The organism is Pseudomonas sp. GW821-FHT02B10, assembly GCF_059421865.1.
Genome location: NZ_JBWKVU010000005.1, coordinates 165,978 through 190,989, shown reverse-complemented (window position 1 = coordinate 190,989; position 25,012 = coordinate 165,978). Strand labels below are relative to the sequence as shown.

Sequence of the window (25,012 nt, the reverse complement as noted above, 5' to 3'; positions counted from 1 at the left end):
TTATCCAAGTGATCAATGCAGTCACGCACTATCGGCTCGACTACCCCGACCTGTCGCTGATCCTCGCCCTGGTGCGCGGCGGCTCCCTGGCCCGCGCGGCGGCGTTGTTGAAAGTCGATGTGTCCACGGTGTTCCGTGCGGTGCGCCGCCTCGAGGCCGCGCTGGGTCAGCAGCTGTTCGACAAGAGCCGCGCCGGCTACCTGCCCACCGGCCTGGCCCGCACACTGGCCGAGCAGGCCGAACGCGCGGAACAGGCACTGGACGCGGCACGGGTCGGGGTGGAGCAGGGCGGCGCGGTGGTCAGCGGCACGGTGCGCCTGACTTGTACCGACTCGGTGCTGCTGGGCCTGTTGTTACCAGCGCTGGCGCACTTCATGCCGCGCTATCCGGCACTGGCCCTGGAGCTCAGCACCTCCAATGATTTCGCCAACCTCAGCCGGCGCGACGCCGACCTGGCCCTGCGCCTGACACGCATGCCGCCCGAGCACCTGGTGGGCCGGCAGTTGCGGGCGGTGTCTTACCGGGTCTGTGCCAGCCCGGCCTACAGGCAGTCGGTCGCCTCGACGGATCTGGCCGGGCTGACCTGGATCGCCCCGGACGATTTTCTCCCGGACCACGCCACGGTCGCCTGGCGCCGGCAGGCGTTGCCCGGTGTGGTACCGGGCTATCGCTGCAACAGCATGCTGGCGGTCAGCGAACTGGTGAAGGCCGGGCTGGGGGTGGCGGTGTTGCCGGATTTCCTGCTCGACGACACCACCGCCCTGCAACCCCTGAGCGACCCGCTGCCGGGGTGCGACACCGCGCTCTGGTTGCTGACCCGGGCCGACTGCCGGGCGTTGCGCGCGGTGGTGACGCTGTTCGACGAATTGAGCCAGCGTCTGCGCGCGCCGCAGTGAGTCATGCCTGGGGCGGGTCCTTGTGCAGGACGTGCCGGTGCATTTCCGAGGTCAGGCCCTCGATGCGTTCGCTCAGCTGTTTGGTCATCTCGGTCAGGCGGGTGTTCTGCTCCAGCAGTTCGAGCAGTTGCGCGCTGTGTTGCGCGGCTTGCGCCTGACGTTCGCTGTTGGCGATAGCGATGGCTTCGCGGTGCTGGGCATCGGCGTCGGTCTGGGCTTTGTCGCGCGCGGCCTGGCGAGTCTGGGCCAGCAGGATCAGTGGTGCGGCATAGGCCGCTTGCAGACTGAAAGCCAGGTTGAGAAGGATGAAGGGGTAGACGTCGAAGTGCGTCACACCGCTCAGGTTGAGCCCGATCCAGATCAGTACGATCAGGGTTTGCGCGCCGAGAAAGGTCGGGGTGCCGAAAAAGCGGGCGAAGGCTTCGGCCTTCAGGGCAAAGCGGTCGGTGCCGAAGGTCGGGGCCAGATGGGCATGGGGACGGTGGAAACGCAGGTGGTCGATAGGGGCGGCTGAGGCGGTTTCGGATGGAGTCGGGTTCATGGCGGGCTCGGGGCGATGGGACTGCCGGTCACTATAGCCCGTTGCCCGACGCCTTCCCTGGCGTCGACATCGTTGAGTCAGAGGCGCCGGCTCAGAACGTGGCACGTTCGTTGGCAAACATGCTCACCGCCTGTACCGCCTCGCTGGCACCGTCGCGAATCTGCAGGATCACCGTGCCGGCCTGATCCGCCAGGTCCACGCCCTTGGCCGCCCGGTCCCGGGTCCCGTCCATGCTTATGATGGCCTGCTGGGTTTCTTGCTGGATCATGTCGATCATCCCCGAGATTTCCGCGGTCGAGCCGCTGGTACGGGCGGCCAGTTGCCGGACTTCGTCGGCGACCACGGCAAACCCCCGGCCCTGTTCGCCAGCACGCGCGGCTTCGATCGCGGCGTTGAGCGCCAGTAGGTTGGTCTGTTCGGCGATCGCGCGGATGGTGTTGACGATGGCGGTGATCTGCTCGGAGCGCTCGCCGAGCTTGGCGATCAGGGTCGAGGAGTCTTCGATATTGGCGGCGATCTGGCGCATCTCGCTGGCCGCCTGCTGGATCACCGCGGTGCCCTGTTCGGCGACTTGCCGGGTTTCCACCGAGATGTGATAGGCCTGGGTCGCGCTCTGGGCGTCCTGGGCGTGTTTCTCCACCCTCGCGGTTACGTCGGAGGCAAACTTCACCACCTTGCACAGGCGCCCGGCGGCGTCGTACACCGGGTTGTAATTGGCCTCCAGCCACAGCGATTGCCCGCGTTTGTCGACACGCTCGAACTGCCCGCTGAAGAACTCGCCCTGGTTGAGACGCTGCCAGAAGTCCTGGTAGGCGCTGCTGTTGGCCAGCTCGGGCTTGCAGAAGATCCGGTGATGCTTGCCCTTGAGTTCGGCGAGGCTGTAGCCGAGGCGATCGAGGAAGTTCTGGTTGGCCGTGATGACGCTGCCGTCGAGGTTGAACTCGATCACCGCCATGGCGCGGTCGATGGCGTGCAGCTTGCCTCTGGACTCGCTTTCCTGTTGGACCTTTTCGGTGACGTCGAGGGCGTACTTGACCACCTTGAAGACCTTGCCGTCGGCATCCCTGATCGGGTTGTAGCTGGCCTCCAGCCATACCGGCTGGCCTTGGGCATTGACGCGCTCGAAGGTCCCCGATTGGAACTGGCCGTTTTTCAGGCGCGTCCAGAGCTCGCGGTATTGATTGCCGCGGGCGAATTCGGCATTGCAGAATTGCCGATGGGGGTGGCCGATGACCTGCTCCGCGCGATAGCCCATGGTCTTGAGGAAGTTGTCGTTGGCCCTCAGGACCGTTCCTTCCAGGTCGAACTCGATCACTGCCATCGAACGGTCGATGGCCTCGAGCAGGCTGGCTTGCTGGACGATGGTGTGGTGCAAGGCGTCGATGGTTTTATTATGGCGGTTGAATAGCATGATGGCTGGTGCTCAGTGGGAAAAACCTGGAGTCAGTCCCTTTGGTGTGCGCCTGCATGCCGAAAGCCCCCTGGGCCTCGGCCTTGTCTGCTCAATGCCAGCATTCCATGACTGACAGATACCCCTTGGAAGGGGCACGCCCCTGTCCGGCGCGTACCCTTGCTCAACGTCTGAGGTGAGACGCTGGGCCTGCGAGTCAATTTAGGGAAGTTATGTTGCACGGCGGCGAATGTGCCGCGCGGCTTTTTGGGTAACCGCATGGCGGCATTATGCCGGCTTGGTGTGGAGCGATGCGGGTGAAAATTGTACAAAACTGCGGTTTTTTACATTTTTGTTCAACTTTTCAGGAATCGCTGGACACCGCGAGGAGCGCGTCGTTGATCGGGCTGGCGGCAGCGACTTTGTTGCGCCCGGTGTTTTTCGCGGCATACAGGGCCTTGTCGGCCTCCATGAGCCACATTGCGGCATCGCGCAGCCCCGGGTGCCAGGCGGCCAGGCCGATACTCAGGCTGACCCGGAGTGGCGGCACACCCGGATGGCGATAGTTGCTGAAGACTTGCCGCAGTCGTTCCATCACTTCGTGGGCCTGCTGGATCGAGGTCGTCGGCAGGATCACGCAGAACTCGTCGCCGCCATAGCGTCCGGCCAGGTCGTCCTGGCGCAGGTTGAGCTTGAGGTCCCGGCTCAATTGATGCAGCACGGCATCGCCGAGGATATGGCCGTAGCTGTCGTTGATGTGTTTGAAGTGATCGATGTCGATCAAGGCAATGGTGCCGTGACAGCGTTGCTGCTGGCACTTGGTGAACTTGAGGTGCAGCAGGTCTTTCCAGGCGCCGTGGTTGAGCAGGCCGGTAAGGCTGTCGGTGCGGCTCAGCGCGCTGAGGGTCCGCTTGTGCTCGGAGAGCTTGATCGCCAGCCGGTAGCAGACCATACCCACCGCCATCGGGTAGAGGGTCAGCATCGGCAGGCAGGCGTAGATCTGCAGCTGGGTGGCATCCCCGGTGAAGGCAGGACCGAGCAGCAACCACAACAGCAGTACCCCGCTCAGTTGTGCCATGGAGCCATGGATGAACAGGCGCAGGCCACCGGCCGCGACGTTGTTCATCGCCATCATGGCCAGAATGGTCACCGTGGGCAGCGGATTGAACTGCATCGCCGCCGCCCAGAAACCACCGAAGAGCGAGTCGCACAGCAGGTTGCGGCGTTCGGCCTGGTAGGGGAAGGCCGCGCGGCTCGAGATCAGGTACGCCAGGTGCGGCCAGATAAAACCGTTAAACAGCAGGAACAGCCAAACCCAGGTCGGTTGCGGCACCGGGTACAACCCGGCGAATACGCTGAGGCTGCCAATCCCCAGCCCGACGATCCTGGGCAGGTAAATACGTTTGGCAAACGACAGCCCTTTGCCTTGTTGGTTATCCATAAAATTCTGCGCGAGCCCGGGTTTGAAACACTTTGTGGTGTTTTTATTGGCCGTCACCCTTCATTGGGCAAGGCGGCGAATATTGTCATTTATTCCAACAAGAATAATCAGTGTCCTTGCAGGCCATTTAGTGGAACGAGCGTACGCAAATGCCCATTGCAGAGCACTCGGTGCAAGTCATGGCGGTCGGCAGATCCGCTGTCGGAGCAAACCGAGGGAGAAGGGAATCAGGCTTGATAGCAGGCCAGGAACATGTCCAGCGTGGACTCGACGACGCGCTGCTGTTCGTCTTCCTTGAGGGGCGGCCGGTTCATGGTGATCTGTGGCCAGAAAGCAAACGCCTTGAGCATGCCGTGGAGCTGCTGGGCGGCGAAGTCCGGGTCCAGGGGCTTGAGTCGGCCGTCCGCCCGGGCCGAGCGAATCCACACCATCAGGCTTTCTTCACGCTCGCCCATGCGCGCCACCATGTACTGGGCACGCTCGGGGGAATGCAGGGTCGCGGCAATGGCGACCCGCGCCAGGTTGAGGAAGTTGTCATCGGCCAGCAGTTGCAGCTTGGCCATCAACAACTCCCGCAACTGTTCACGTAGGGTTAATCCGGGGTGGTAAAGAATGTCCGCCCGCGCCCTGATGCTCGCCCATAACTTATGCATGATCTCGGTGAACAACTCCTCCTTGCTGGGGAAGTGGTTGTACACCGTGCGTTTGGACACTCCGGCGGTTGCCGCGATCTTGTCCATGCTGGTGATATCGAACCCGCTGGCATGGAATTCGGTGATCGCCGCCTGGATGATGGCTTCGCGTTTGAGGTCGGTCAGGCGCTTCGGAGCTGTCATAAGTTGGGTTCGATGGCGGTCGTTGGCAGTTATCCGGGGGCAGTTTACTTAGTCCCGGGTTTGTTGCAATCTAGAAAAACTACACTGTGCAGTGTAGTTCATGGCAGAAAAAATGATGGTCGGCTGACGCTTGCGTGCATTGGCCTTTGTCGTTCCGCAGAGAATCACCGGAGCCTTTTCGGGTTCCTTGGAGTCACTGATTCATGGCCACTCTCTCTTCCCGTGCAGACAGCGCCTCACGTCCCGAAACGTCCCTGCAGGAACAAGGTGCGTTCCGTAATCACACGCCGGTCCGGCGTGCGGGGCTGGGCAAGACGCTGGGCATTTTCTGGCGCATGCTGTTCCACAAACCGCGCAACACTCGCCCCACCGGGGCCATTCCGGTGCAGCCATTGACCCACGAACAGCTGCTGGCGGCGCCGAACCAGAGCGTCTACCGCCTGGGGCATTCGACGGTGCTGTTGAAGCTGCATGACAAGTTCTGGATCACGGATCCGGTATTCGCCGAACGCGCATCGCCGGTGCAATGGGCCGGTCCCAAACGTTTCCACCAGCCGCCTATCAGCCTGGAGCAATTGCCACCGATCGAAGCGGTGATCCTGTCCCATGATCACTACGATCACCTGGACCACCAGACCGTGCTCAAGCTGGCGGACAAGACCCGCCATTTCCTCACCCCCCTGGGCGTGGGCGATACCCTGGTGAAGTGGGGTGTGCCGGCCGACAAAGTGCGTCAGCTGGACTGGTGGGAAGGCACGGAAGTCGATGGCATTCGTTTTATCGCCACGCCGTCCCAGCATTTCTCCGGCCGTGGCCTGTTCGATGGCAACAGCACGCTGTGGGCCTCCTGGGTGATGATCGATGGCGACAGCCGGATCTTCTTCAGCGGTGATACCGGTTACTTCGACGGCTTCAAGCGGATCGGCGAGCGTTACGGCCCTTTCGACCTGACCCTGATGGAAACCGGCGCCTACAACGTCGAGTGGCCGGGCGTGCACATGCAGCCTGAGCAGACCCTGCAGGCGCATATCGACTTGAAGGGCCGCTGGCTGTTACCCATCCACAACGGCACATTCGACCTGTCGATGCATGTCTGGTACGAACCGTTCGACCGCATCCTTTCGTTGGCCTGGGAACGCAGCATTGCTATTACCACGCCGCAGATGGGCGAGGCCTTCAACCTGTTGCACCCGCAGCGGGGGCACGCCTGGTGGATGGAGGTCGACCCCGTGGCCGAGCAGGTAACGGCAAGCGATCTGTAGACCCTTCATCGGCGACTCCCCGAGCCCGGCTATCGCCAGGTTGCCGTGTCCGGGCCTGGGGAGTATCTAGAGAACTCCCCCAATGCCCCGACGGACCTGGTAATGGCTTATCGGCTTCATCTGTTTGGCGCATCCGGTTCCGGTACCACGACCTTGGGCCAGGCGCTGGCCCAGCGTTTGGGGATCGCGCACTTCGATTCCGATAACTTCTTCTGGCGCTCCAGTGCACAGCCTTTCAGCCTGCGCCGCCCCCGGGACGAGCGCATCCAGCTGTTGCAGCAGCAGGTGGCCGGGTTGGAAAGCTGGGTGTTGTCCGGCTCCTTGTGCGGTTGGGGCGACCCGATGATTGAGGCTTTCACCCATGCCATTTTCCTCCGCCTGGACCCCGAGGTCCGCCTGCAGCGTTTGCGGGTGCGCGAGTTTCAGCGTTACGGCGAGCAGATCCATGAGGGCGGCGAACGCCATCTCGCGACTCAAACCTTCCTTGCCTGGGCGGCTGGTTACGACACGGGTGGCCAAGGTACGCGCAGCCTGCGCCGGCATGAGAGCTGGATCACCGGGCTGAGCTGCCCGGTAATCCGCCTCGATGCCACTCACCGCTCGGTGCAGGCATTACAGGAAGAGGTATTGAGCGCCCTGGATCACTCGATCATGGCGTAGTCGGGCCGTTCCATCGGGTTGGGCGTCGCACCCTTGATGTTCATGCCACGTCCCGGAGCGAAACCGGGGAAGAACACCAGGCCTTCTGCTTCCAGGCGAAAGGCCAGGGCCAGCCGGGTCACGTCGAGTAATTCGCCGCCCACCTCGAAGCGGTGAATGGCGGCTATCGAGACGCCGGATTCCTGTGACAGCTGTTCCTGGCTCCACCCCAGCATGGCGCGGGCCTGAATGCAGTGTTCTGGAGTGAACTGGAAGAGGGCGATACGTTCCAGGGTGACTTTCATCGCGAGTGAGGCCATGGGATTTCTCCGGAAGCGGGTGAAAATGAGTTAACAAAGTACTGTTTATTTGTACAGTTGTTTTGCTCCCGGATCAAACTCATTTTGCCGATCGCCTCAACGTCTTCGTGACAAGTCTTGTCCCGGCGCTATGCCCCGGTTTCCAGGTAGGTGCTGGGCGCTTGCCCCGCTACCCGGCGGAACATGGTGGAAAAGGCGGCGGGGCTGTCATAACCGAAATCGAGGGCGATTCGCGTCACCGACTCGCCTGCGGCCAGTCGGGGCAAGGCCCTGACCACGCAGGCGCGCTGGCGCCACTGGACGAAACTCATGCCGGTCTGCTCGCGGAACAGGCGGTTGAAGGTGCGCAGGCTGATGTGCAGCAGTTGCGCCCATTGCTCGGGAGACTGGTGGGCATCGGGTTGTTGCAGGAAGGCCTGGCACAGGGTGAGCAGGCGTGGCATTTCGGGCAGGGGAATGTGCAGGGGCAGGCGGGTGGTACGGCTCAGTTCATGCAGCAACAGGCTGGCCAGCACACCGTCGCGTCCGTTCTCGTCGTACGCCAGCGGCAGATCCACCGCCTCCATCAGCAACTGGCGCATCAGTGGCGACACGCTGATCACCTGGCACTCATCGCCCAGGGTCGGCATGGCCGCCGGTTCGATGTACAGGCTGCGGGTACTGACCCCGAGCATCAGCACCTCATGGGCCACCCGGGGCGGAATCCATACTGCACGCTGTGGCGGCACCACCCAGCGGCCATTCGTGGTGCTGACCTGCATCACCCCGGTGGCGCCATACAACAGTTGCGCGCGACGATGGCTGTGGCTCGGCAACAGGTGGCCCTGGGGGTAATCGGTGCCGATCGCCACCACGGCGCGTGGGGTGTGATCCAGCAGGTCGATCGAAGTGTTACGCATGGCGTCGGCGTCCGCGGGTTGGCGTGAATGCAAACAGTATTGGCCGACTTGCTAAAGCCGGCCAAGCCCTGGCGCTCTATCGTCGAGGTCTTCCGCTAACGGAGAACCTTCGATGTTTTATCTATGGCTGGCAGTGTTCGGCTGCATGAGCGGGATCAGCGCGGTGCTGTTCGGTTTTGGCGGCGGCTTTGTGGTGGTGCCGCTGCTGTATCGCATGTTGCTGAGCAGCCATGGCGCTGACGATGCCGTCGCCCAGTCGGCCATGCATATAGCGGTCGCCACCTCGACCTGCGTGATGATCGTCAACGCGCTGATGGCCACCGGCAAACACCGCCGCGCGGGCAACCTGATTCGACAGTATCTGTGGCCGCTGAGTGGCTACATCGGGCTGGGAGCGATTGCGGGGGCGGTATTGGCAATGGCGGTGAGTGGTGAGGCGATGCGCTACGCCTTTATCGCCTACCTGGCGCTGACCATTGCCGATTGCCTGATGCGTCGTGGCTTTCTTGAACAGGGCGACACCCGTGCGCCGCGCTGCCTGGGGCGACTGGAAAACACTGGAGGCCTGGGCATCGGGGCCATTGCTACCTTCCTGGGTGTCGGCGGCAGTGTGATGACCGTGCCCCTGCTGCGCCGTTGTGGCTTGAGCATGACCCAGGCCACCTCCATGGCCAACCCGCTGAGCGTGCCGGTAGCCCTGGCCGGGACCTTGACCTATATGGCCATGGCCGGCTTCAGTCGCTTCGATCTGGGCCCCTGGTTTATCGGCTATATCGACCTGCTGGCGTTTGCCGTGCTGACCCTCGGCTCATTGCTGGGCATGCGCCTGGCCTCACCGTGGATCGGGCGCATTCCCGACCGGCTGCATGCGCGGGTGTATATCGGCCTGCTGGTGCTGGTGATGCTCGGCATGCTGGTCCGCTAAGGGTTAGCCCAGCGCCAACCCCGGCGCTTCACGAATGATGAAGTGGTCGAGGTTCTCGATGTTGGCGCTGAATACCCCGAACGTCTGTTCGGGGTGTTTTTTGCTCGGCACCTGTTTCAGCTCCGGGGTCACGCCATAAAAGAAGCAATACAGCTCTTGTTCGCTGTCGATCGCATGCTTGATCTCTTCGAGGAAGGCTTTGCGCTTGCGGTAGCTCTCGATCAGTTTTTTGCTCAGGTAGACATTGACCGAGTAGGGTTTCCTTTTCGTCTCGTCCGCCTGTTTGAACCAGACCTTCTGTTCGAAGTCGATGCGAAAGCTCTGGGTGTAGTCCTTGATCTCCTTGATCTTGCCCCAGTAGATCAACCCCTTGTTGTCCAGCAGGTATTCGATCTTCTTGAAGAACGAGGCATAGGACGCCGTGTGTTCGCCGATTTTCAGCGGCATGCGCTTGAGCAGCTCCTTGTCGTCGATATTCGACACAAAACATTCCACCGGATGAGCGAAGACACTGGTCTTGTCTGGGGTGCCGGCCTGAGCCGGGGCCGGCGTACGCAGGCTGGAGGAGGGGGCTGGCGCGGCACTTCCTGACGTATCGCTATCCGCTGCCGGGCTGGCAGGCTTGCGCACATATTCGCGGCGGGCCAGCAGCAATTCCGATGGGAAATGCTCCTCCCGATCATCCTCGGTACCCTCCACCCCGGCTGCCAGCGTCCTGCTGGTGCCATACGGGCAGCCTTCGATATGCCGGGTGCCAGGCAGGTTCTTGAAATGTGGGGTGCGGATGTAGTTGACGTTCTTGGCATTGAAGGTCCCCAACTGATTGTCAGCGGCAAAGGCGGCGCGACAGGCATCGTTGGGGCACTGGAACTGTTCCTTGGCCGAGTCGAAGGCCATGGTCTCGTCGAAATTCAGATCGCGCACGTCATAGATCGACAGCTTGTCGTCGAGGCTGATGCAGTAGGCGGTGTCGAATTTCATGGGGGCTCGGGTCCTTAAGTGAAGAAGGCTATTAATAGCGGGTGGCGCAGGGGAGTGCACTGATCTTTTCAAGCATGGGCGCTGATCTCGGCATAACCTTGTAGGTAGCACGTTCCACTCATCACCGGAAAAGGCTCAGGTTCATGTCTGACGGTAACCGCATCAATATCGGCTCCATTGGTGATGCCAACCACATCAACATTGCCCAGAATCAGGCGCCTGAACGCACCAGCATTCAGTTCGTCATCGATCCGGGGAGTGTCGAGCGGGTGAGCCGGGGCAGCGTCATCAAAGGCGCGGTGGCGTTTTTTCTATCGCTGCCGGCGCTGGCGCTTTCGGTCATGTCGATCCTGGCCGACGCGTTGGGCATCCTTTCCTACTTCAATGTGGAATCGCGGATCCTGGCCTACCTCATCATGGCCGCCGCCATGGGCGGGGTGATGCTGTGCAACGGCAAGCGCAAGATGGCCACCGCCAGCATTGCGCCCGACCAGGCCCGATTCATCGATGGGCGTTGGGTCGAACGTGATGAAAGTGGCGATTACCTGCTGTATCGCAATACCGCGCCCTGCAATTACGAAAACTGCCACGGTACCGTGCGTATCCAGACGCCACCGCCGCGCGAACAGCATAACCACGATCTGATCGGCGTCTGCGATATCGGCGGCAAGCAACACACCTATCGCGTCGACTTCAATGGCGTCGGCGAACGGCAGCATTTCGACTGGCGTCCACTTGAACAGAACAAGCCATGACCCCGTTCCAACCACTCCCTTGGTAGGGCGAGCGTGCTCGCGAAAAAATCCCTGTCAGGACCAATCAAACTGACAGCCTTCCTGAGTCTTTCCAGGTCATCGCGGCTGCATGAGAGGCACGAAATTTCCTACAGTTCTAATTAACAAAACTCTCACCATATAGAGACGAGTCCTACGCATTAAAGCTTGTAAAAACAAAAACTTAGGTATCTTGAACAGTCCTGGCAGAGAACGTCACACCTTTGGCAAGGAGGGACAAGTAAGCCTCGAATAAATGGCCGATAAGAAGGCGCCGGCCTCATGAATGAAGGCCCGGTGGGAACCAGCCAGACGGCTTTTCCCCTCACAATAACGAGGACCTCCATATGCCTGTTCTTGCGCGTTCATTGTTGTTTTGTCTGGCCCTGTCCGGCACGGGGGGCGTCCTGGCGGAGCAGGCAGCCTTGCCTTATCTGCCGGCCAATCAGTTCCGGCTAGCTGACTACCTGCCACCGCCTCCAACTGTTGATTCATCGTCGCAACAAAGCGATTTGACAGCCGTGCTGGCGGCCCAGGCAGCACGCAGTAGCGCTCAGGTGAGCCGGGTCCAGCAGGATGATGAATGGGAAGACAGCGTGTTCCACTTCGCCAGGGAATCCCTCGGCGCCGGTTTCAGCGTTGAGCGCCTGCCCCTGACCCGGGCCTTCTTCCGGCGGGCCCAGGAAGACCTGGTGCAATTCCTGATGCCGGCCAAGCACAGCTATGGTCGGCCGCGCCCTTACGAAGCCTCGGCACTGGTGAAGCCGGTACTGCTGCCACCGGAGGGCGATTCCTACCCCAGCGGTCATTCGATGAATGGTTATCTCAATGCCACCTTGCTGAGCATGGCGCTGCCGGAGAAACGCAGCGAGTTGTTCAGCCGCGCACAGATCAATGCCGACAGCCGGGTCATCGCCGGCGTGCATTTCCCCAGCGACCTGGAGGGCGGAAAGATCAGTGCCGCGGTGTTGGCGGCCCGGCTGCTGGACGATCCCCGCGCGGCGGCGGATTTCGAGGCGGTGAAACAGGAGATTCGTGGTGCCCTGGCCTCTGCCGATTGAGCAGGTGTCGACCTTGACCGGATGATTTGTCTGGAGGTGGGGGAATACTGTCCCCGAATAAAAAAGCCCTGAGCAAGTCAGGGCTTTTTTGATCTTTCGTTGTGCCGATTCAGATCGAGATCGGCACAGGGCTGGAGCTCGTAGGTTTTCACTGCGCCGTGAAACGAAATCCTGCCCCAGACCGTCCGCTGTGTGAATCTGTTCATAGGATTTGAACTGATTTTTCTATAATTCTGAAAAACTAAGGTGTGTATTCAACCTGTGTTCAACAGGGCGCCAGCTCAACACTCACATACTTGTGGCAGTGGCGCGATTACTCCAGGGTGGGATGCCGACTGGGGAAAGGTATCAATTAGTAGTAGTCCGCCCGAAGCGGAATTTAGCGGTGGAGATGGATCGAAGGCTGATGCCCAGTGTTTGACAGGTGTAGGGAGAGATCGGAATGTTCATGACGCCACTCCTGCAATTTTGAGAGTGCTATCTACGAGCAGGGTATGGCTATGATCGCTGATGGTGGCGGTGTGTAGACGTCCGCCGTCTGCGAGGAACATGGTAAATTATATGGCGTACACATGGCCTGTTTGACCTAGCTTTATCGATTTGGCTCAGAGAGTTGCTTGAAATAGTCCAGCAATTTATCTTCTGCAATTCAGCATGGTTTGAACGTCTTTTTTCTTCAGAAGTGGATATTTGTAGCCGTAATCGGGCACCCAGTGTGTCGCAATTTTTCTCTGTTTAACTAGTGTGCTTATATAGGCGCTAGATAGTCCGAGTATCTTGGAGGCTTCTTCGAATGTGCAATAGTGCTTAGTGAACGTGTTAAGTTTATTTGCATCGCTTCGAGTGAGGTATTCTTGGTCGTTAAATTTCAAAAGGCGAACGAAACCCCGCGAGATGAAGCGTCTGGAAAATGATTGGTGTGTAAGGCCGTAAGTCTGGAGGATGTGGGGCAATGGTGTTAGGGAAGCTAGCAGTTTCCTTAAGGAACTAATCTCGTCGTGAGAGACGGTCAGATATGACCTATATAGCGGCGAGCGGGCAGGTCGAATTTCGTCCTTGGCAAGGCGCCTCATCTCACTGTACTTTATTCCCAGTAATTGTGCGGCCTCTCGCAAGCTCGCAACCTGGTTGCGAGAAAGGTAAATACCGAATGTGTCGGAAGTTGGGTTTAGCTGTGCTTGCAGATCAGTTGGAAAGGTACTTCGGTCATATACCGTTATCGAGTGGCCATTGACGAATTTTCCTGAAATAGCACGTATGTTGTGGGTCTCAAGGATTCCGCTCAGTTTGTTACTGGGTAGGTTTAACTCTTTGCACAAGACTCGTGGCGTTGTGAAGCGCTTATAGAAATTGGCGACGTCGTCTAGCGCGAATATTCGGGTGTTATGCTCTGAACATCGGATTAGTCCTATATCCCGGTAATAGATAACTGTATTTCTATGCGTTTTTAGGATGGCAGCGGCTTGGTCTAGGGTGCAGGTTTTTAGAACTGTTGTGACGCAACGGTGAAGCTTTTTCTGCCCTTTCAAAGATTTTGTTTTTTTGGGGATGGTGCCGATTGACGAGGATATCCTTGGTATATCCTCGGTGCGTATAAGGAATGGGTAGCCAGAGCGGTTAATTATCGGCTTGACCGCTTCACAGCGGTTGAGTGCAGCGATCATTTCGATATAGGTTTTTCCAAAGCGAGATGCCAGCTTCCGCGTGGCTACGAATGAGGTCTGGAAGTTTAGGACGTCTTCTTTTCGATAGTAGGGACGTGTCCGAATAGTGGTGAGGGGCGCCAATATGTCCTGATCGGATAAGATTTTGCATTCCACGAGAGACAGGCCGAGAAGTTTAGAGGTGGCGCTTAATGAGTAGCAGGACGAAACGATGTCGAATTCGAGTTGGCCACGCTGTTCCCTGGTTTTCGCTTTGAAGTCCTCAATTGCCTGGCTTAATTGTGTAACATCTTGTCCATCATAGCTGTGTTTGTCATTTGCTGGATGAGCCGCAAGAAACTGGGTCCATACTTCTGTGGAAATGCCCAAGAGGGTTCTCAATCCGTTGGCCCTGAGCGGCCGTGACGGAGATTCTTTACAAGCGGTCATACATTTTTTGGGCAGCACCTCAATGAGGTGCGCGAGCTTTGGATAGTACTTTTTGAATTTAACCGCCAGGATTTCGGCTTGTGTGAGGTCAAGAGAGCTCCAAATGATGCGGAGAAGCTTCTCCAGTCTTGGGATGTCATCAAACACAATAGAGGCGGCGGCATCGAAGATTGTATGGCTTGTCCGTTGGATTTTATTCCTTGCGATGCCAAATGTGCTGATTGCTGAGAGAAGTGCGTCGAGTTTTTTCTGATCTTGTTGCTCTAGTATCTGAAGCAAACGCTTTTCAGGGAGGCATTCGTCTTCTGTGCATATGGGAGATTGCCAATCAGCACCACAGTTACAGTTTAGTCGGCCCTGATGTTTCAGTCTGAGGGGGCGATTGCAGCTTGGACATTTGAAAATCAGCTTGCGTAAATGCAATGGGCAATGCTTGCATAAACAAAGGTCGGTTATATATTGAAAATGATCGGAATCGCAACACTCGCTGCACACCGGGAAGTAGTGAGCCCGCAATAGTCGTCTGCCGACTTTAAGCTTGCCCAATAGAAAAGCACCACTAGATTTATCCTGGTTTGCTAAAGGGTAGAAGCAGTTGTGGATGCGCTCTTGGAAAATCGGGCTTACCTGTGAAAGCATCAACGATTCGTATCGGTTACCTTGGATGAGCGAACTCCCATGCGCTGAAATTCCATAACCAAAAAAGTGCCCAGTAAACTTGGAGATGGTACTGTAACCGTTCATGGTTGCCAGCCGCCGAATGAGGCTTCTGGGACTCTCGCCAAACAGAGGTAATGGTATGAAGTGAAGTGTTTTCATCGTTTACAATCAATCTTGTCATAGGCGGATGACAGGTCTAGGTCAAAAGGGTCCGAGTTCATGCAGAGCTTCAAGTCGATTAACCGGCTAGCTTGATTGAAATCATTAAGCTCCAACGTGAGTCGCTGATGAGCGAGCATGTTCTGGATCGCGCCATGAATAATCAGCCTGATGTACTCCAAGCTGCCTGACGTAGCGATATACAAGCGGACGGCTATGTCCGAATCAGTAAGGTGGGCCCCGGAACGGAGCGAGCCCCGGGTGTAGAGTTGCTCGTCGAGGCTGTTGAGCAACACCATGTAATCCGACTCACGGTCCTCACTGAAAACGGGATATTGCAGATCAATGAGGAAAGGAAAGCGTCGAGCGAGGGCAGGGCGCTGATTCAACAGAAATTTACATTCAGGCGTACCCGCGAGTACAAAGGGCGTCATCGTTTCGTTCATCATGGTGATGAGCCAATCGATAACGGTACCGCGAGCTTTGTCGGCTTCGGGTCTGGCCAGGTGGTGAAATTCATCCAATTCACATACTGCGACTTGGCAGGTCTTCAGCAGCGCCATGACGCGATAGCTCAGTTCCACCGTATCCCCCCGTGTATCCGAACAGCCCAGTTCCCGAACCAGCGTTTTGGCAAAGGACTTCACGGTGACAGGCGATGGGACGCTGCAATAAAAGGCCGGCCGAACCGTAATGATGCCGTTCGGCTCAATCAATTCGTACGGAGAGCCAAACGAATCCCGGAACAGTTGAAGCAGCGTCGACTTACCACTGCCTGACGGTCCTACCACCATGGCGGACGTGGGGACACCTCGTTGTCGAGCGGTTTCCACGCTTTTTTGCAACATGGTGTAGGCATGCAGATACGAGGGGAACAAGACTAGCTGTTGCGAGAAGTCGCGAAGCCATTGGGTGTCTGTGTTATTCATGGCGCACCTGTACTGTCGTGACGGGCGTGAGTGGGGTGCCTTCGAGCAGCGTGATCGGTGGAAGTGGTGCGGGACTTGGGAGTTGGGCTTGCTCATAAGTGGGGGCGCTGGGGGGAATATCGATCGGTCCTTCAGCCCCCGATTTCTGGTTCTCAGCCAAGCGCGCCAAGCGTTTCTGTGCGGCTTTGCCCTTGTCGCTACGTAGAGCGAGGATATATTTGACCCGGCGCGCACGTGCTGACTTGAAATCGAAAGTTTTCCGTTCGCTGCGCAGTTGCTTGAGCACCAGTCGGTGCAACTGCATAGTCAGTCCGTTTTGGTAGTCTGGGTCGACGGCCTCAAGCTGAAAAAGGTCTTCAGGCCGGTCTGGATGGCAGATCCAGACTGTGCCCAAATCACTGATGTCATAGAACACCGTGAGTCTGACCCTTTTGGGCCCGCGCGTAGCCAGCGCGGGAACTGCTGGCCCGGTCCATTTAAGATTTGAGAATCCGATCCGGCCGTTGGAGGGGAGCGCCGTAATTTTGCTCCAGAACAAGCGCTGGACATCCTCGGCACTGTACCTCTTCGGCGGGAAATTAGGATCGAGGAGCTTATTCCAGGTATTCAGTGGTGAGTCGTTGAGTGACCGATGGAGGTCCTGATGATAGGTATCGAGAAATTTGCCGAAGCCTTCTTTCAGCTCAGCGATGGTGTATGTGGCATTTTTTTCTGAGTTGTAGTCTCCCCTTTCGTCAGGGTCCGAAAAGGTTGTACCGCTGAGGTGATGGGCGAAGCGGATGTTGTGAGTTTTGAACCAGCGCTCAACGAAGGGCTTCTGATCGGGTGTGTACGGCTCGCAGTAAACGACCTTGGGACCGAGCAAGTGCATGATGTAGCCGATTTTTTTGCCGGCAAATTCGCTACCGTTGTCCATCACATAAGTGGTTGCCAAGCCGGTGGTCGTGCCCTCGGGGCTGAGCGAGTTTTTGAGTGCGCGCAGTGTCTTTTCAATGCAGGGTGGGTTGATCGAGATGTCCCACCCAATAATCACGCGTGAGCGGACCTCTAGCAGCACCGTGAGCCAAGCCCGACCTATGACTGTCCCGCGATCATTGACGACCAGAACGTCAATCATCTGTGTGTCGCATTCAACCCGCTCCAGCAACTGCATGGGTTGTTGAGTTTTCCTGCTGAATTTTTGTTTTTTGATGGCGCGCTGTCGACCCAATTGGGCCAGATCTTTTTCGTAGGTGTCATACTGCTGGATAATGCGCCAGATGGTCGAATTGCTGGGAACGTTCAATTGGTCTGTAACTGGCCGCTTGCTATTCAGGTCATCAAGACTGCATTGAATGACATCGGTGATCTCTACGATGCTATGTGGCAGTTCGATGAAATACAGTTCGCGCACCCAGTGATCGATGATTTCAGCGACCACGTTGGGTTGACGGTCAAGCAGTCGACGCCGTCGCTGCAGAGGGGAGCGGATTAATGCCAGGGGGCTGCCCCCTGACTGCCGATAGAGTCTCATCCAGCCGTACATAGTGCTGTAGCAGGGCGGATGCAGGTCACCGAGTTGTTCGGCGATTTCACGGATCAGCGAAACGGTTGCTGGACGCGGCAAACTACCTCCGAGCTTTACTTCTGCCCGGCGGACATACTGGAGTCGCTTGTCGAGATCGCGTCGTTGGTTGTCGCTAAGGTCGGCGATGATACGCTGTACATTATGTTCCAGTGGAGCATCCTGCATGCGGAACAGATTGCCGCGTTCGAAAGCTTGACGCAGGCGGTCCAAGGTGTGAATCGCGATATGGGTTCGCCTTGCCACACTGCGCAATTGAGCCCGCTTGTCATCCACAGCGATGACCAGATACACCTCCGTATAAAGTCGCCATTGCTCGCCCACCTGCATATTGAATACTTTATGTGTGGACATGATCGGTTAGTCCTCAAATAATACGTATGAAATTCGCTAAAATTTGCGCCAGCATCTAGCGAACTTGTGATATCCCGCTGTTCTGTAGGTGCCCACTCCAACGAATTTGATTGGGACGCCCACTAAGTTGAGATTCTCTAAAATAAGCATAAGTAATGGCATCTGCTTGAGCCTTTGCTCACCATTTTTGTCCGGCTCACATAGCCACTGCGTCATTTTAAAATCGAGTTTTGGGTGGTTATGGGAAAGTTGCCACGGCATCACGATATCGTTGAGGTCAGGCAAAACAAAAGGTAACGGTCTAACATGGGCTCTACTGGGTGACATGGGACCGATCTTGTTGAAGTGATTTTTTACGACTTTTGTGGAAGGCTTCATGATCTTATATCCGGCTGCGCATGGGCGAATTGGGGCAAGGTGATCCAAAATTTTGATCGCCTTGAGTTTATGTTGAACAATAGATTAAGTTGTCTAAGGGTTAGTTAAGCCATAACATGGTTTCTTTCGTAATAGGCTCTCGCATGTTGCAGTAAATGGCTTTGTAAAATAAAGCGTGTGCGACCTCTGTTGGTTCAAATGCAGTCTGCAGTAGTTGCTGCAGCGAGATGGCTTTTGGCTGCTGGGCCAAATAGTGGCGGATCGCTGCGTCTGCCTGTCCGTTGCTGCTGTATCCACGGTGATACAGATAATCAAGGTTTGTGGCACGTGCGGCATTGTAGAAATGGTGCATCGGCAAACATTCGAGAAGGCAGTCGTATTCAGCCAGCAAATCAACAATCCGCAACAGTCTCGCTTTGGTTTTGGAGCACTGAAAGCTTTGGTCGTTTTTCACTTCAATCAACTGTTGGGCGCCGTTGGTGAACGTCACCTCAAAGTCGGGCGTGTAGCGAATCTTGGCTCTTATAAAACTCAATGTGTAAGGGTGGATTTGATAGCGGGCAACGTCGGCTCTTCGCTCCAGTTCTAAACAGAACGCTGCCTCGAGCAGTGATTCGCACATGAGCGGGGCATTATTTTTCTTTGAGGGAAAAATTGTGACCCGGCTACCGTGCCGACCATGCCTCGGTAGACGGCTCGAGCTGAGTTTGGCAACGTCTCCTAGTCGGACTTGAATATTTCCAGAATTGATAGAAGACATCTTAGCCTCCACTTCGATAGAGATTATAAATTCCCTTGTCGTTCTGGGCCTGCACCTGGAGTGTCGACACTTTTGAGTGGGTTTTTGAATGGCTTTGATTATGGGCTGTAATAGGGGTTTAGCATACAATCGATTAATGACGTTGGAGGGCCTCTATCCATTTTCCGCGCAAGGCTCTAATTAGCGGGTTCTGTCCGTATTTTATAAGGTTTGAATACCGCGCAAAGGGGACCGCATAGCGAACGTAATGGAGGTGTACAACATGTCCACCCTGAACGTTGAATCAGTAGGCTCTCTATTTCGCAGCACGACATTGTTTCACGCCACAGCACAATCAATGGGCTGCCTGCACGCGCCATACAGCATGGCAAAATACTGGCACCGATTGCGCCCCTGGCAGGATAGCGTGTCGCTATGGAAAGGTATGCAGCACGGTGCGAAGCCAAAGAAGAACAACCAGAAATTATTGTTTGGTTACTTCCCACATCTGCGCGCGCTGTTTGACAATCCGTTGTGGACAGTTATCTCTCACCCTGAGTGGGAGAATGAATGGGATGAGTTGGCAGATACCATTCGAATTGGTGGAAAGCCTTTGGATGGGTATGGCGGTAAGTTGAGCCGGCTGTTGTTTGACCGTGCCGATTGGCCGTGTTTGGCCGTCCATCTGGTGTTATTGCAGACACACGCCCCCCGCTTTTCTATCCATCGGTTGTGGCTAGAGAAAAATATCGCAGCTTTGGTGTTCTTGGGTAGCATGCAACAACCGATTTTCAATATTCGCGTCGACTTTCAGGCCATGCTTACGGCTCAAATGTTCGGCGACGAGTTCACGCCGGTATCTAATCGAGAGTTTAGCCCCGTAACTTGGGCAGCCGATGAGGACCTTTTTAAAATTCTGCAGCAGCGGAGGTGGCTTCTTCAGGATGACCAGCACCTTGCGTTGCTTATTTGGAACTTTCGCCGAGAGATTCAGCACGAATTGGATGTCGGCCCGCAGAAACTGATGGGGAAAACAGGATGCGGATTGCCTCGTCCGCTGCGGAAAAAATGGTGCAGCAAGCGGGCGCAATGGCTGGATCACCCCGTCTACCTGAACGGTGTCTGCTGCGAGTTCCCTGACCATCATGCCCCGGCTGCGATTTCTTGCGGTTAGGTGTTGTGACTCTAGCAAGAAGGCCAGTTACCAGCGTGCCAGGCTAATCAGGGGGCGGCGTTTTCAGGTCTGACGCTGGACGGAATGAAACCGTTGGGCTAGGCAGGCGGGCCAACAGTTGATGAACCTGGTGCAGTTGTTGTGCGAGGCCGCGGAGGTTCCTACGATCTTGGCGACGATCCAACAAATAGCGGTGGGCTCGTTCGCGTAAGCTTGTCGCTTCAAGCTGCAGGTGTTGCTCTCGCTGTTGCAACTGACTGAGGGCCGCGTTCAACTGCGCGTGGCTGGTGTGAAGTTGCTGAACCTGTTTCTGTTCGGCTTGCAGGGCGAGACGTTGGACCTGATGCTCAGCGCTCCGACGCTCCAGATCTCGGTACAGCTGGGTCAGTTCTTCCTGTTTGCTCATCAGCAGTTCCTGGAGGCGCCGCTGTTCATGCTGAAGCTGCTGGACCTGCCCTTCATGACGCTGGATGTCAGCGTCTCGCTGCTGGCGAGTATGTTCACGATAATGCGCCAACGACTCGCGGGCCTGCTGGTACTTTTCTTCCAACGACTGAATCTGTTCTGCGCGATCGTGCGCGGCTTGCTGCAAATGGGATTCAGTGGCAAGCAGGCGCTGCCGCTCACCTTCCAGTTGTTGAACACATGACGTGAGGCTGTGCTCCCGTTCGCGGGCTTCAAGGCGTTCGTCTAGCAACAGTTGATGGTTTTTCTTCAACTCGTCATGGCGAGCGCTATCGACCTGACGTTGCTGTTCGTAAGCCAGCTTCTGCCGCTCAAGGCGGGCCCGGTCGGCGCTGACGGCCTCTTGGGCATCTGCCGCCAGACGCTGCACCAGGCCTTCGATATAGGCCTGGACTTCCTCGTTCAAGCTGACAGCGGGCGGTCGCGGTTCTTCGCTTGCCAGTTCACGCAGATAGCGGTTGATCGTGGTTTTCGAACCCGTGTGGCCGAGTTCAGCTCGTACCGCGTCAATGCTCGGCGCTTCACCCCGGGCCAGGAGTGCGTCTCGCGCAGTCTGTACCAGAGCTTTGTTGATTCCGCTACGAGCCATGGCGTCGATCCGACAAGGTGGTTCTCACACAGTATGGTGGCAAACCGAATTCGCTGCCTCGGTAACCCCCAGGGATAAGCCCACCGTTGAATGCCGGTCACCTAGCGCGCTAACCCCCGTTCGATGAGCGCGGGTAGCACCTGTCCTGCTTCGCCGATTAGCATCAGCTCCTTTGGCTCGTCCATACAGACGTCAATCGGATTGATGTGGATGACCACGGCGCCGGCCGCCAGGGCGAGGTCGGGCAGGCTGGCGGCCGGCATGACCACGCCGGAGGTGCCGATCGACAGCATCACGTCGCAGCTGCGTGCTGTCTGCGCGGCGGTTTTCCAGGCGCCCGCAGGCAGGTCTTCACCGAACCACACCACGCCGGAACGCAGCCGGCCGTTACACCGTGTACAGCGCGGCGGCTCGATCAGCGCTCCTTCATGCGGGACTGGTTGTTCAACTGCACTGAGTTCGGCGGGGCGGTGGCAGGCGAAACACTTCGGGATCATCAGGCTTCCGTGCAGGTGCACGACGTCCTGGCTGCCGGCGCGCTCGTGCAGGTCATCAATATTCTGGGTGATCACCGTGACCTGGCGTCCTCCGTCGGCCAAACGGGCGATCGCCCGGTGCGCGGCATTCGGTTGTGCCTGCAGAACCTGCTGGCGCCGCCACAGGTACCAGCCCCACACCAGCGCCGGATTTTCCCGAAACGCCTTCGCCGTTTCCAAGCGCTGGGGATCGTGGCGTGCCCAAAGACCGGTCAGCCGATCGCGGAACGTCGGAATGCCGCTTTCTGCAGAGATCCCCGCGCCGGTGAACACCATAATGTGCTCAGCCTGCCGCAGTGCAGTGGTGGTGTTTTCTAGAACGTCCATCGAAAACTGGCCTCCTGAGGCGGGGCCTTCAGCACTCAACGACGACATCATGCCGGGTGTGGGGGTACGCCTCAGCCGCCGTCGCGGAACAGATTGTTTCTGGTGATCAAGCCCAGATCGCTGTCCGCTGGTCGAGGGTCACCGTCAAACAGGTGCAACGTCCTCCGTTCCTGCTTGAGGTAGGCAAGGGTGGCAAAGAAGCAGCGCTCGCACAGATGCACTTCATAACGCTCGCCGTCGTGCGCTGTGCCATAGCCCCAGTGGGCTTCCAGCTTCCCATATTGCAGGTTGCCGTTCTCCAGGCGGGTGGACGCATCACACACGTCACACTGGACATCGGTTACCGCTTCGCTTTCCACGTGCCCAAGGATTTTCATGGTCCCGCCTCGCTCGCTGTCCTCCTATAGCGTAGAAGTCAGCGTCTTCCTCCGTTGGCCATCGGTCGACACGCAGAGATAACAGTTGGATCTGCAAGCGCTGTCGGTTGGCTAAACTGACAGAGCTAGTGATCACGCCTTGATTTTTGACGACCCCAATGGCGGGAACTCCTAGTCCTTATGCCAAACCGCGGTGACAGCTCTGCCTGATCAGCGTGTTACAGCAGTTCAACGTCTGTTACGGCAGACTATTTCGTACCGTTCAAACGGTACGAAATTACAGCTATACCGGTGGCCCGTTTGGCGGGTTAGGGCGACTCAATCTGAGGTTTGAGAAGCCTGCATTCTCAAACGTCAGGCTGAAAACCGGGCGTCAATGAGGTTCTTGTTGGTACGGAGGGCGCGTATGAGCGATCCCGAGCGCTATCTCCAGGCGGCCCGGCGCGAGAGCACCACGCGTCGCTATGCCCAAGTGATCGAACAGTTCGAAGGCGAGTGGGGCGGTTTGCTCCCGGCCTCCCAGGTCAGCGTCGCACGTTATCTCGCTGAGCATGCCGAGCGCTTTTCTCCCGGAACGCTGCGGACCCACCTAGCGGCACTCGCTCAGTGGCATCTGCAGCATGGTTTTGTTGACCCGACCAAGGCCCCAGCGGTGCGTGAAGTGCTGCGTGGTATCCAGGCGTTGCACACCCGGCCACCCCAGCAGGCCGAGCCGCTGCAACTGCAGGAGTTGGAAGTCTGCATTCAGACGCTGAGGCGAGAGGAGCAGGGCGATCAGCCCGCCGTACGTTTGCATGCCTGCCGTGATCGGTTGCTGCTATTACTCGGCTTCTGGCGCGCGCTGCGCAGTGATGAGCTGTGCCGGTTGCGCATCGAGTTGATTCGACTCGAACCGGCCAAGGGGCTGACGTTGTTTCTGCCCAGCAGCAAGACCGATCGCGCCAACCTGGGTCGGCAACTCAGCGTTCCGGCACTCACCCACCTTTGCCCTGTCCAAGCTTATGAGGACTGGTTGGGTTGTAGCGGTCTGTTCGAGGGGCCTTTATTACGCAACGTCAATCGGTGGGGACGGTTAGGCGAAGGGCTACACAGCTATAGTATTCCACGGATCCTCCGGCGGATTTTGCAGCGTAGCGGCCTGGAAGAAGGAGGCTACAGCGGTCATTCGCTGAGAAGGGGCTTCGCCACCTGGGCCAGTGCCAACCAGTGGAGTGCCAAGGCTTTGATGGATTACGTGGGCTGGCGCGACGTGCAGTCGGCTATGCGCTATGTCGACGCGGATGCCCCATTTGGCACGTGGCGGCGCTGAGTCTCTGGTAATGTCCACTCAGGGTTGTCAACCATGATACGAACCGCCCAGTATGCGGGGTGTGGAGCGAGTGAACCTTGCAGCGTTGGGGAGGGACCAGCCTTTTAAGGTGGCCAATGCCGTGAAACAGACCGTCATGTTTACTGCGGGTACACAGCCATGTTCGGCGGAGCTCCGAGGCTGTAAGCCTACGGAGTTTTTGATCGGCGTTCATCCGGTGCCGCCCAGTTCACTGCGGCTTTACCTGCTGGTGCGTGCCGGCTTTCCATTGACGGATGTCAAAGCCATGGTTTCATCATCAGCGCTTTATTCAAGGGCTGACATTTTGAAGCGGGTGGTTGGAAGGTCTATTCGCACGGTTCAGCGCAAGGCGCAGGAAAGTGGTGAGGCACGATTGAACGCCCATCAAAGCGCGGTCGCATTTCAATATGCCCGGGCACTTGAGGACGCCATTGCGGTTTTCGGCTCCCAGCAACTGGCAGAAGCTTGGCTCGGGCGGCCATGCCGCCATCTAGAAGGTTACGTGCCATTGGATATGGTTGAAAACGCGGTGGGCTTCCAGTCCGTCGAGTCGTATCTGCAAAGAGTGGAGATGGGCATCTATCAGTAAGGCCCAGCGTCCCAAAAAGACACGTATCTGGCGTTCAGCGTCACGGAAGTTATAAGCTGAAGTTCAACACCCCAAGTTTGGAGCAGTCCTAATGTCCAGGAAAACAGAAGCCAGTAGTTTGACTTACGCCAATCATGCAACTGGTCAATGTTTCCTACATATGGCATCACTAAAGTAACAAGCATCAGCGCAAAGATGTTTACCAAAACCATCATGCCGATACCTCGCGTTTTGAGCCGTGAGGGGTGGGCGGGATTCACAACCAATAAAGTTGCAGACCTAGCTGGGGTGAGCGTCGGCTCTTTGTATCAGTACTTTCCGGACAAGCTCTCCTTGGTGGATGCCATTCGCCAGAATCACCTTGATGACTGTCTTTCCATCATGCGAAAAATCAAAGCCAAAGGGCTGGCGCCGATGCAGTTCGTGGCTAACATCGTACAGGCCATGATCGAAGCCCATAGCACCTACCCTAGGCTGCATAGGGTATTGCTTGATGAGGCCCCAAGCTCCGATGACTATCGGAGCCCCAATAGCGGATTTGAGATTGAATACTTGGCGTACTATGCAGAGGCGGTATCTATTTATTGAAACCGTCAGCCCAATAAAGCGATCACATCACAGCATTAATCATCTCTGACACGGTTGATGGAGTGATTCATAACGCGGCACGTCGTGGCTTGTTGGATGATCCCGCGATACAAAGCGAGCTTATCCGTTTGGTCAGCAAGTATTTAGACGAAGGGATCAATCCCGAGTAGGACGATTACTTATGATGCATGCTAATC

At 57.3% G+C, this 25,012-nt stretch carries 24 protein-coding genes; 10 read left to right on the top strand and 14 right to left on the bottom strand.

The window, feature by feature from the left end:
• The first annotated feature begins 8 nt into the window (after window positions 1-8).
• A complete protein-coding gene (locus AC07VU_RS13560) occupies window positions 9-896 on the top strand; it encodes a LysR family transcriptional regulator (RefSeq protein WP_495030017.1) in 888 nt (295 codons plus the stop codon).
• A 1-nt stretch (window position 897) separates the two neighbouring features.
• On the opposite strand, the gene AC07VU_RS13555 is transcribed toward AC07VU_RS13560, so the two are convergent.
• From AC07VU_RS13555 to AC07VU_RS13540, 4 genes are all read right to left on the bottom strand, one after another.
• A complete protein-coding gene (locus tag AC07VU_RS13555) occupies window positions 898-1,437 on the bottom strand; it encodes a DUF1003 domain-containing protein (RefSeq protein ID WP_274304400.1) in 540 nt (179 codons plus the stop codon).
• Window positions 1,438-1,528: 91 nt separating this feature from the next.
• Window positions 1,529-2,848, bottom strand: a complete 1,320-nt coding sequence (locus tag AC07VU_RS13550; RefSeq protein ID WP_274304399.1) for a methyl-accepting chemotaxis protein — start codon at window positions 2,846-2,848, stop codon at window positions 1,529-1,531.
• A gap of 343 nt (window positions 2,849-3,191) precedes the next feature.
• A complete protein-coding gene (locus AC07VU_RS13545) occupies window positions 3,192-4,268 on the bottom strand; it encodes a diguanylate cyclase (protein ID WP_495030016.1) in 1,077 nt (358 codons plus the stop codon).
• A 227-nt stretch (window positions 4,269-4,495) separates the two neighbouring features.
• Entirely contained in the window at window positions 4,496-5,104 is a 609-nt protein-coding gene (locus AC07VU_RS13540; RefSeq protein ID WP_274304397.1) for a TetR/AcrR family transcriptional regulator, read from the bottom strand.
• Window positions 5,105-5,307: 203 nt separating this feature from the next.
• Between AC07VU_RS13540 and AC07VU_RS13535 the strand changes: the two genes are divergently transcribed.
• Complete coding sequence (locus AC07VU_RS13535; RefSeq protein ID WP_274304396.1) at window positions 5,308-6,366, top strand: MBL fold metallo-hydrolase; 1,059 nt, start codon at window positions 5,308-5,310, stop codon at window positions 6,364-6,366.
• 102 nt (window positions 6,367-6,468) lie between these two features.
• Window positions 6,469-7,026: an AAA family ATPase gene (locus AC07VU_RS13530; protein ID WP_457274678.1), complete on the top strand. Its 558-nt coding sequence runs from the start codon at window positions 6,469-6,471 to the stop codon at window positions 7,024-7,026.
• Here AC07VU_RS13530 and AC07VU_RS13525 read toward each other — a convergent pair.
• Window positions 7,008-7,325, bottom strand: coding sequence for a helix-turn-helix domain-containing protein (locus AC07VU_RS13525; RefSeq protein WP_274304394.1), 318 nt, complete (start codon window positions 7,323-7,325; stop codon window positions 7,008-7,010). The two genes, AC07VU_RS13530 and AC07VU_RS13525, sit on opposite strands and share 19 nt — an antisense overlap.
• 128 nt (window positions 7,326-7,453) lie before the next feature.
• Window positions 7,454-8,224, bottom strand: a complete 771-nt coding sequence (locus tag AC07VU_RS13520) for an AraC family transcriptional regulator (RefSeq protein WP_495030015.1) — start codon at window positions 8,222-8,224, stop codon at window positions 7,454-7,456.
• A gap of 112 nt (window positions 8,225-8,336) precedes the next feature.
• Between AC07VU_RS13520 and AC07VU_RS13515 the strand changes: the two genes are divergently transcribed.
• The gene (locus tag AC07VU_RS13515) at window positions 8,337-9,149 is read left to right on the top strand and encodes a sulfite exporter TauE/SafE family protein (RefSeq protein ID WP_274304392.1); all 813 of its coding nucleotides are present in this window, start codon (window positions 8,337-8,339) and stop codon (window positions 9,147-9,149) included.
• Window positions 9,150-9,152: 3 nt separating this feature from the next.
• On the opposite strand, the gene AC07VU_RS13510 is transcribed toward AC07VU_RS13515, so the two are convergent.
• Window positions 9,153-10,130 (bottom strand): hypothetical protein, encoded by a 978-nt coding sequence (locus AC07VU_RS13510; RefSeq protein ID WP_457274675.1) that lies wholly within the window; start codon window positions 10,128-10,130, stop codon window positions 9,153-9,155.
• Window positions 10,131-10,273: 143 nt separating this feature from the next.
• On the opposite strand from AC07VU_RS13510, the gene AC07VU_RS13505 reads away from it, so the two are divergent.
• Together AC07VU_RS13505 and AC07VU_RS13500 are read left to right on the top strand one after the other, a co-directional pair.
• Entirely contained in the window at window positions 10,274-10,885 is a 612-nt protein-coding gene (locus tag AC07VU_RS13505) for a phage holin family protein (protein ID WP_009045167.1), read from the top strand.
• Between the two features lie 365 nt (window positions 10,886-11,250).
• Window positions 11,251-11,964 (top strand): acid phosphatase, encoded by a 714-nt coding sequence (locus tag AC07VU_RS13500; protein WP_495030014.1) that lies wholly within the window; start codon window positions 11,251-11,253, stop codon window positions 11,962-11,964.
• A 635-nt stretch (window positions 11,965-12,599) separates the two neighbouring features.
• On the opposite strand, the gene AC07VU_RS13495 is transcribed toward AC07VU_RS13500, so the two are convergent.
• From AC07VU_RS13495 to AC07VU_RS13480, 4 genes are all read right to left on the bottom strand, one after another.
• Complete coding sequence (locus AC07VU_RS13495; protein ID WP_457274671.1) at window positions 12,600-14,876, bottom strand: TniQ family protein; 2,277 nt, start codon at window positions 14,874-14,876, stop codon at window positions 12,600-12,602.
• Window positions 14,873-15,805 (bottom strand): TniB family NTP-binding protein, encoded by a 933-nt coding sequence (locus AC07VU_RS13490; protein ID WP_457274670.1) that lies wholly within the window; start codon window positions 15,803-15,805, stop codon window positions 14,873-14,875. The genes AC07VU_RS13495 and AC07VU_RS13490 overlap by 4 nt, the downstream gene beginning before the upstream one ends.
• Window positions 15,798-17,723: a TnsB C-terminal domain-containing protein gene (locus AC07VU_RS13485; protein ID WP_457274669.1), complete on the bottom strand. Its 1,926-nt coding sequence runs from the start codon at window positions 17,721-17,723 to the stop codon at window positions 15,798-15,800. The genes AC07VU_RS13490 and AC07VU_RS13485 overlap by 8 nt, the downstream gene beginning before the upstream one ends.
• 478 nt (window positions 17,724-18,201) lie before the next feature.
• On the bottom strand, window positions 18,202-18,861 hold the full coding sequence (locus tag AC07VU_RS13480; RefSeq protein WP_457274667.1) for a hypothetical protein: 660 nt from the start codon (window positions 18,859-18,861) through the stop codon (window positions 18,202-18,204).
• A 262-nt stretch (window positions 18,862-19,123) separates the two neighbouring features.
• On the opposite strand from AC07VU_RS13480, the gene AC07VU_RS13475 reads away from it, so the two are divergent.
• Window positions 19,124-20,014: a hypothetical protein gene (locus AC07VU_RS13475; RefSeq protein WP_457274666.1), complete on the top strand. Its 891-nt coding sequence runs from the start codon at window positions 19,124-19,126 to the stop codon at window positions 20,012-20,014.
• Between the two features lie 43 nt (window positions 20,015-20,057).
• On the opposite strand, the gene AC07VU_RS13470 is transcribed toward AC07VU_RS13475, so the two are convergent.
• The 3 genes from AC07VU_RS13470 to AC07VU_RS13460 form a co-directional block, all read right to left on the bottom strand.
• Entirely contained in the window at window positions 20,058-21,068 is a 1,011-nt protein-coding gene (locus AC07VU_RS13470) for a DNA-binding protein (RefSeq protein ID WP_457274665.1), read from the bottom strand.
• A gap of 101 nt (window positions 21,069-21,169) precedes the next feature.
• Window positions 21,170-21,931 carry an SIR2 family NAD-dependent protein deacylase gene (locus AC07VU_RS13465; protein WP_457274664.1) on the bottom strand — a complete coding sequence of 254 codons (762 nt, stop codon included), beginning with the start codon at window positions 21,929-21,931 and terminating at the stop codon, window positions 21,170-21,172.
• A 71-nt stretch (window positions 21,932-22,002) separates the two neighbouring features.
• Window positions 22,003-22,308: a hypothetical protein gene (locus AC07VU_RS13460; RefSeq protein ID WP_495030013.1), complete on the bottom strand. Its 306-nt coding sequence runs from the start codon at window positions 22,306-22,308 to the stop codon at window positions 22,003-22,005.
• A gap of 406 nt (window positions 22,309-22,714) precedes the next feature.
• Here AC07VU_RS13460 and AC07VU_RS13455 point away from each other — a divergent pair, with 406 nt between their 5' ends.
• From AC07VU_RS13455 to AC07VU_RS13445, 3 genes are all read left to right on the top strand, one after another.
• Window positions 22,715-23,617 carry a site-specific integrase gene (locus tag AC07VU_RS13455; protein WP_495030012.1) on the top strand — a complete coding sequence of 301 codons (903 nt, stop codon included), beginning with the start codon at window positions 22,715-22,717 and terminating at the stop codon, window positions 23,615-23,617.
• A gap of 121 nt (window positions 23,618-23,738) precedes the next feature.
• Complete coding sequence (locus tag AC07VU_RS13450; RefSeq protein ID WP_457274660.1) at window positions 23,739-24,227, top strand: Xre family toxin-antitoxin system antitoxin; 489 nt, start codon at window positions 23,739-23,741, stop codon at window positions 24,225-24,227.
• Between the two features lie 195 nt (window positions 24,228-24,422).
• Window positions 24,423-24,815, top strand: a complete 393-nt coding sequence (locus AC07VU_RS13445) for a TetR/AcrR family transcriptional regulator (protein ID WP_457274658.1) — start codon at window positions 24,423-24,425, stop codon at window positions 24,813-24,815.
• Window positions 24,816-25,012 lie beyond the last annotated feature (197 nt).

What these genes read in the sequence shown, in the direction of transcription:
- AC07VU_RS13555 (WP_274304400.1), bottom strand. Translation starts at nt 1,437, where the DNA reads ATGAACCCGACTCCATCCGAAACCGCCTCAGCCGCCCCTATCGACCAC.
- AC07VU_RS13550 (WP_274304399.1), bottom strand. Translation starts at nt 2,848, where the DNA reads ATGCTATTCAACCGCCATAATAAAACCATCGACGCCTTGCACCACACC.
- AC07VU_RS13545 (WP_495030016.1), bottom strand. Translation starts at nt 4,268, where the DNA reads ATGGATAACCAACAAGGCAAAGGGCTGTCGTTTGCCAAACGTATTTAC.
- AC07VU_RS13540 (WP_274304397.1), bottom strand. Translation starts at nt 5,104, where the DNA reads ATGACAGCTCCGAAGCGCCTGACCGACCTCAAACGCGAAGCCATCATC.
- AC07VU_RS13535 (WP_274304396.1), top strand. Translation starts at nt 5,308, where the DNA reads ATGGCCACTCTCTCTTCCCGTGCAGACAGCGCCTCACGTCCCGAAACG.
- AC07VU_RS13530 (WP_457274678.1), top strand. Translation starts at nt 6,469, where the DNA reads ATGGCTTATCGGCTTCATCTGTTTGGCGCATCCGGTTCCGGTACCACG.
- AC07VU_RS13525 (WP_274304394.1), bottom strand. Translation starts at nt 7,325, where the DNA reads ATGGCCTCACTCGCGATGAAAGTCACCCTGGAACGTATCGCCCTCTTC.
- AC07VU_RS13520 (WP_495030015.1), bottom strand. Translation starts at nt 8,224, where the DNA reads ATGCGTAACACTTCGATCGACCTGCTGGATCACACCCCACGCGCCGTG.
- AC07VU_RS13515 (WP_274304392.1), top strand. Translation starts at nt 8,337, where the DNA reads ATGTTTTATCTATGGCTGGCAGTGTTCGGCTGCATGAGCGGGATCAGC.
- AC07VU_RS13510 (WP_457274675.1), bottom strand. Translation starts at nt 10,130, where the DNA reads ATGAAATTCGACACCGCCTACTGCATCAGCCTCGACGACAAGCTGTCG.
- AC07VU_RS13505 (WP_009045167.1), top strand. Translation starts at nt 10,274, where the DNA reads ATGTCTGACGGTAACCGCATCAATATCGGCTCCATTGGTGATGCCAAC.
- AC07VU_RS13500 (WP_495030014.1), top strand. Translation starts at nt 11,251, where the DNA reads ATGCCTGTTCTTGCGCGTTCATTGTTGTTTTGTCTGGCCCTGTCCGGC.
- AC07VU_RS13495 (WP_457274671.1), bottom strand. Translation starts at nt 14,876, where the DNA reads ATGAAAACACTTCACTTCATACCATTACCTCTGTTTGGCGAGAGTCCC.
- AC07VU_RS13490 (WP_457274670.1), bottom strand. Translation starts at nt 15,805, where the DNA reads ATGAATAACACAGACACCCAATGGCTTCGCGACTTCTCGCAACAGCTA.
- AC07VU_RS13485 (WP_457274669.1), bottom strand. Translation starts at nt 17,723, where the DNA reads ATGTCCACACATAAAGTATTCAATATGCAGGTGGGCGAGCAATGGCGA.
- AC07VU_RS13480 (WP_457274667.1), bottom strand. Translation starts at nt 18,861, where the DNA reads ATGTCTTCTATCAATTCTGGAAATATTCAAGTCCGACTAGGAGACGTT.
- AC07VU_RS13475 (WP_457274666.1), top strand. Translation starts at nt 19,124, where the DNA reads ATGTCCACCCTGAACGTTGAATCAGTAGGCTCTCTATTTCGCAGCACG.
- AC07VU_RS13470 (WP_457274665.1), bottom strand. Translation starts at nt 21,068, where the DNA reads ATGGCTCGTAGCGGAATCAACAAAGCTCTGGTACAGACTGCGCGAGAC.
- AC07VU_RS13465 (WP_457274664.1), bottom strand. Translation starts at nt 21,931, where the DNA reads ATGGACGTTCTAGAAAACACCACCACTGCACTGCGGCAGGCTGAGCAC.
- AC07VU_RS13460 (WP_495030013.1), bottom strand. Translation starts at nt 22,308, where the DNA reads ATGAAAATCCTTGGGCACGTGGAAAGCGAAGCGGTAACCGATGTCCAG.
- AC07VU_RS13455 (WP_495030012.1), top strand. Translation starts at nt 22,715, where the DNA reads ATGAGCGATCCCGAGCGCTATCTCCAGGCGGCCCGGCGCGAGAGCACC.
- AC07VU_RS13445 (WP_457274658.1), top strand. Translation starts at nt 24,423, where the DNA reads ATGTTTACCAAAACCATCATGCCGATACCTCGCGTTTTGAGCCGTGAG.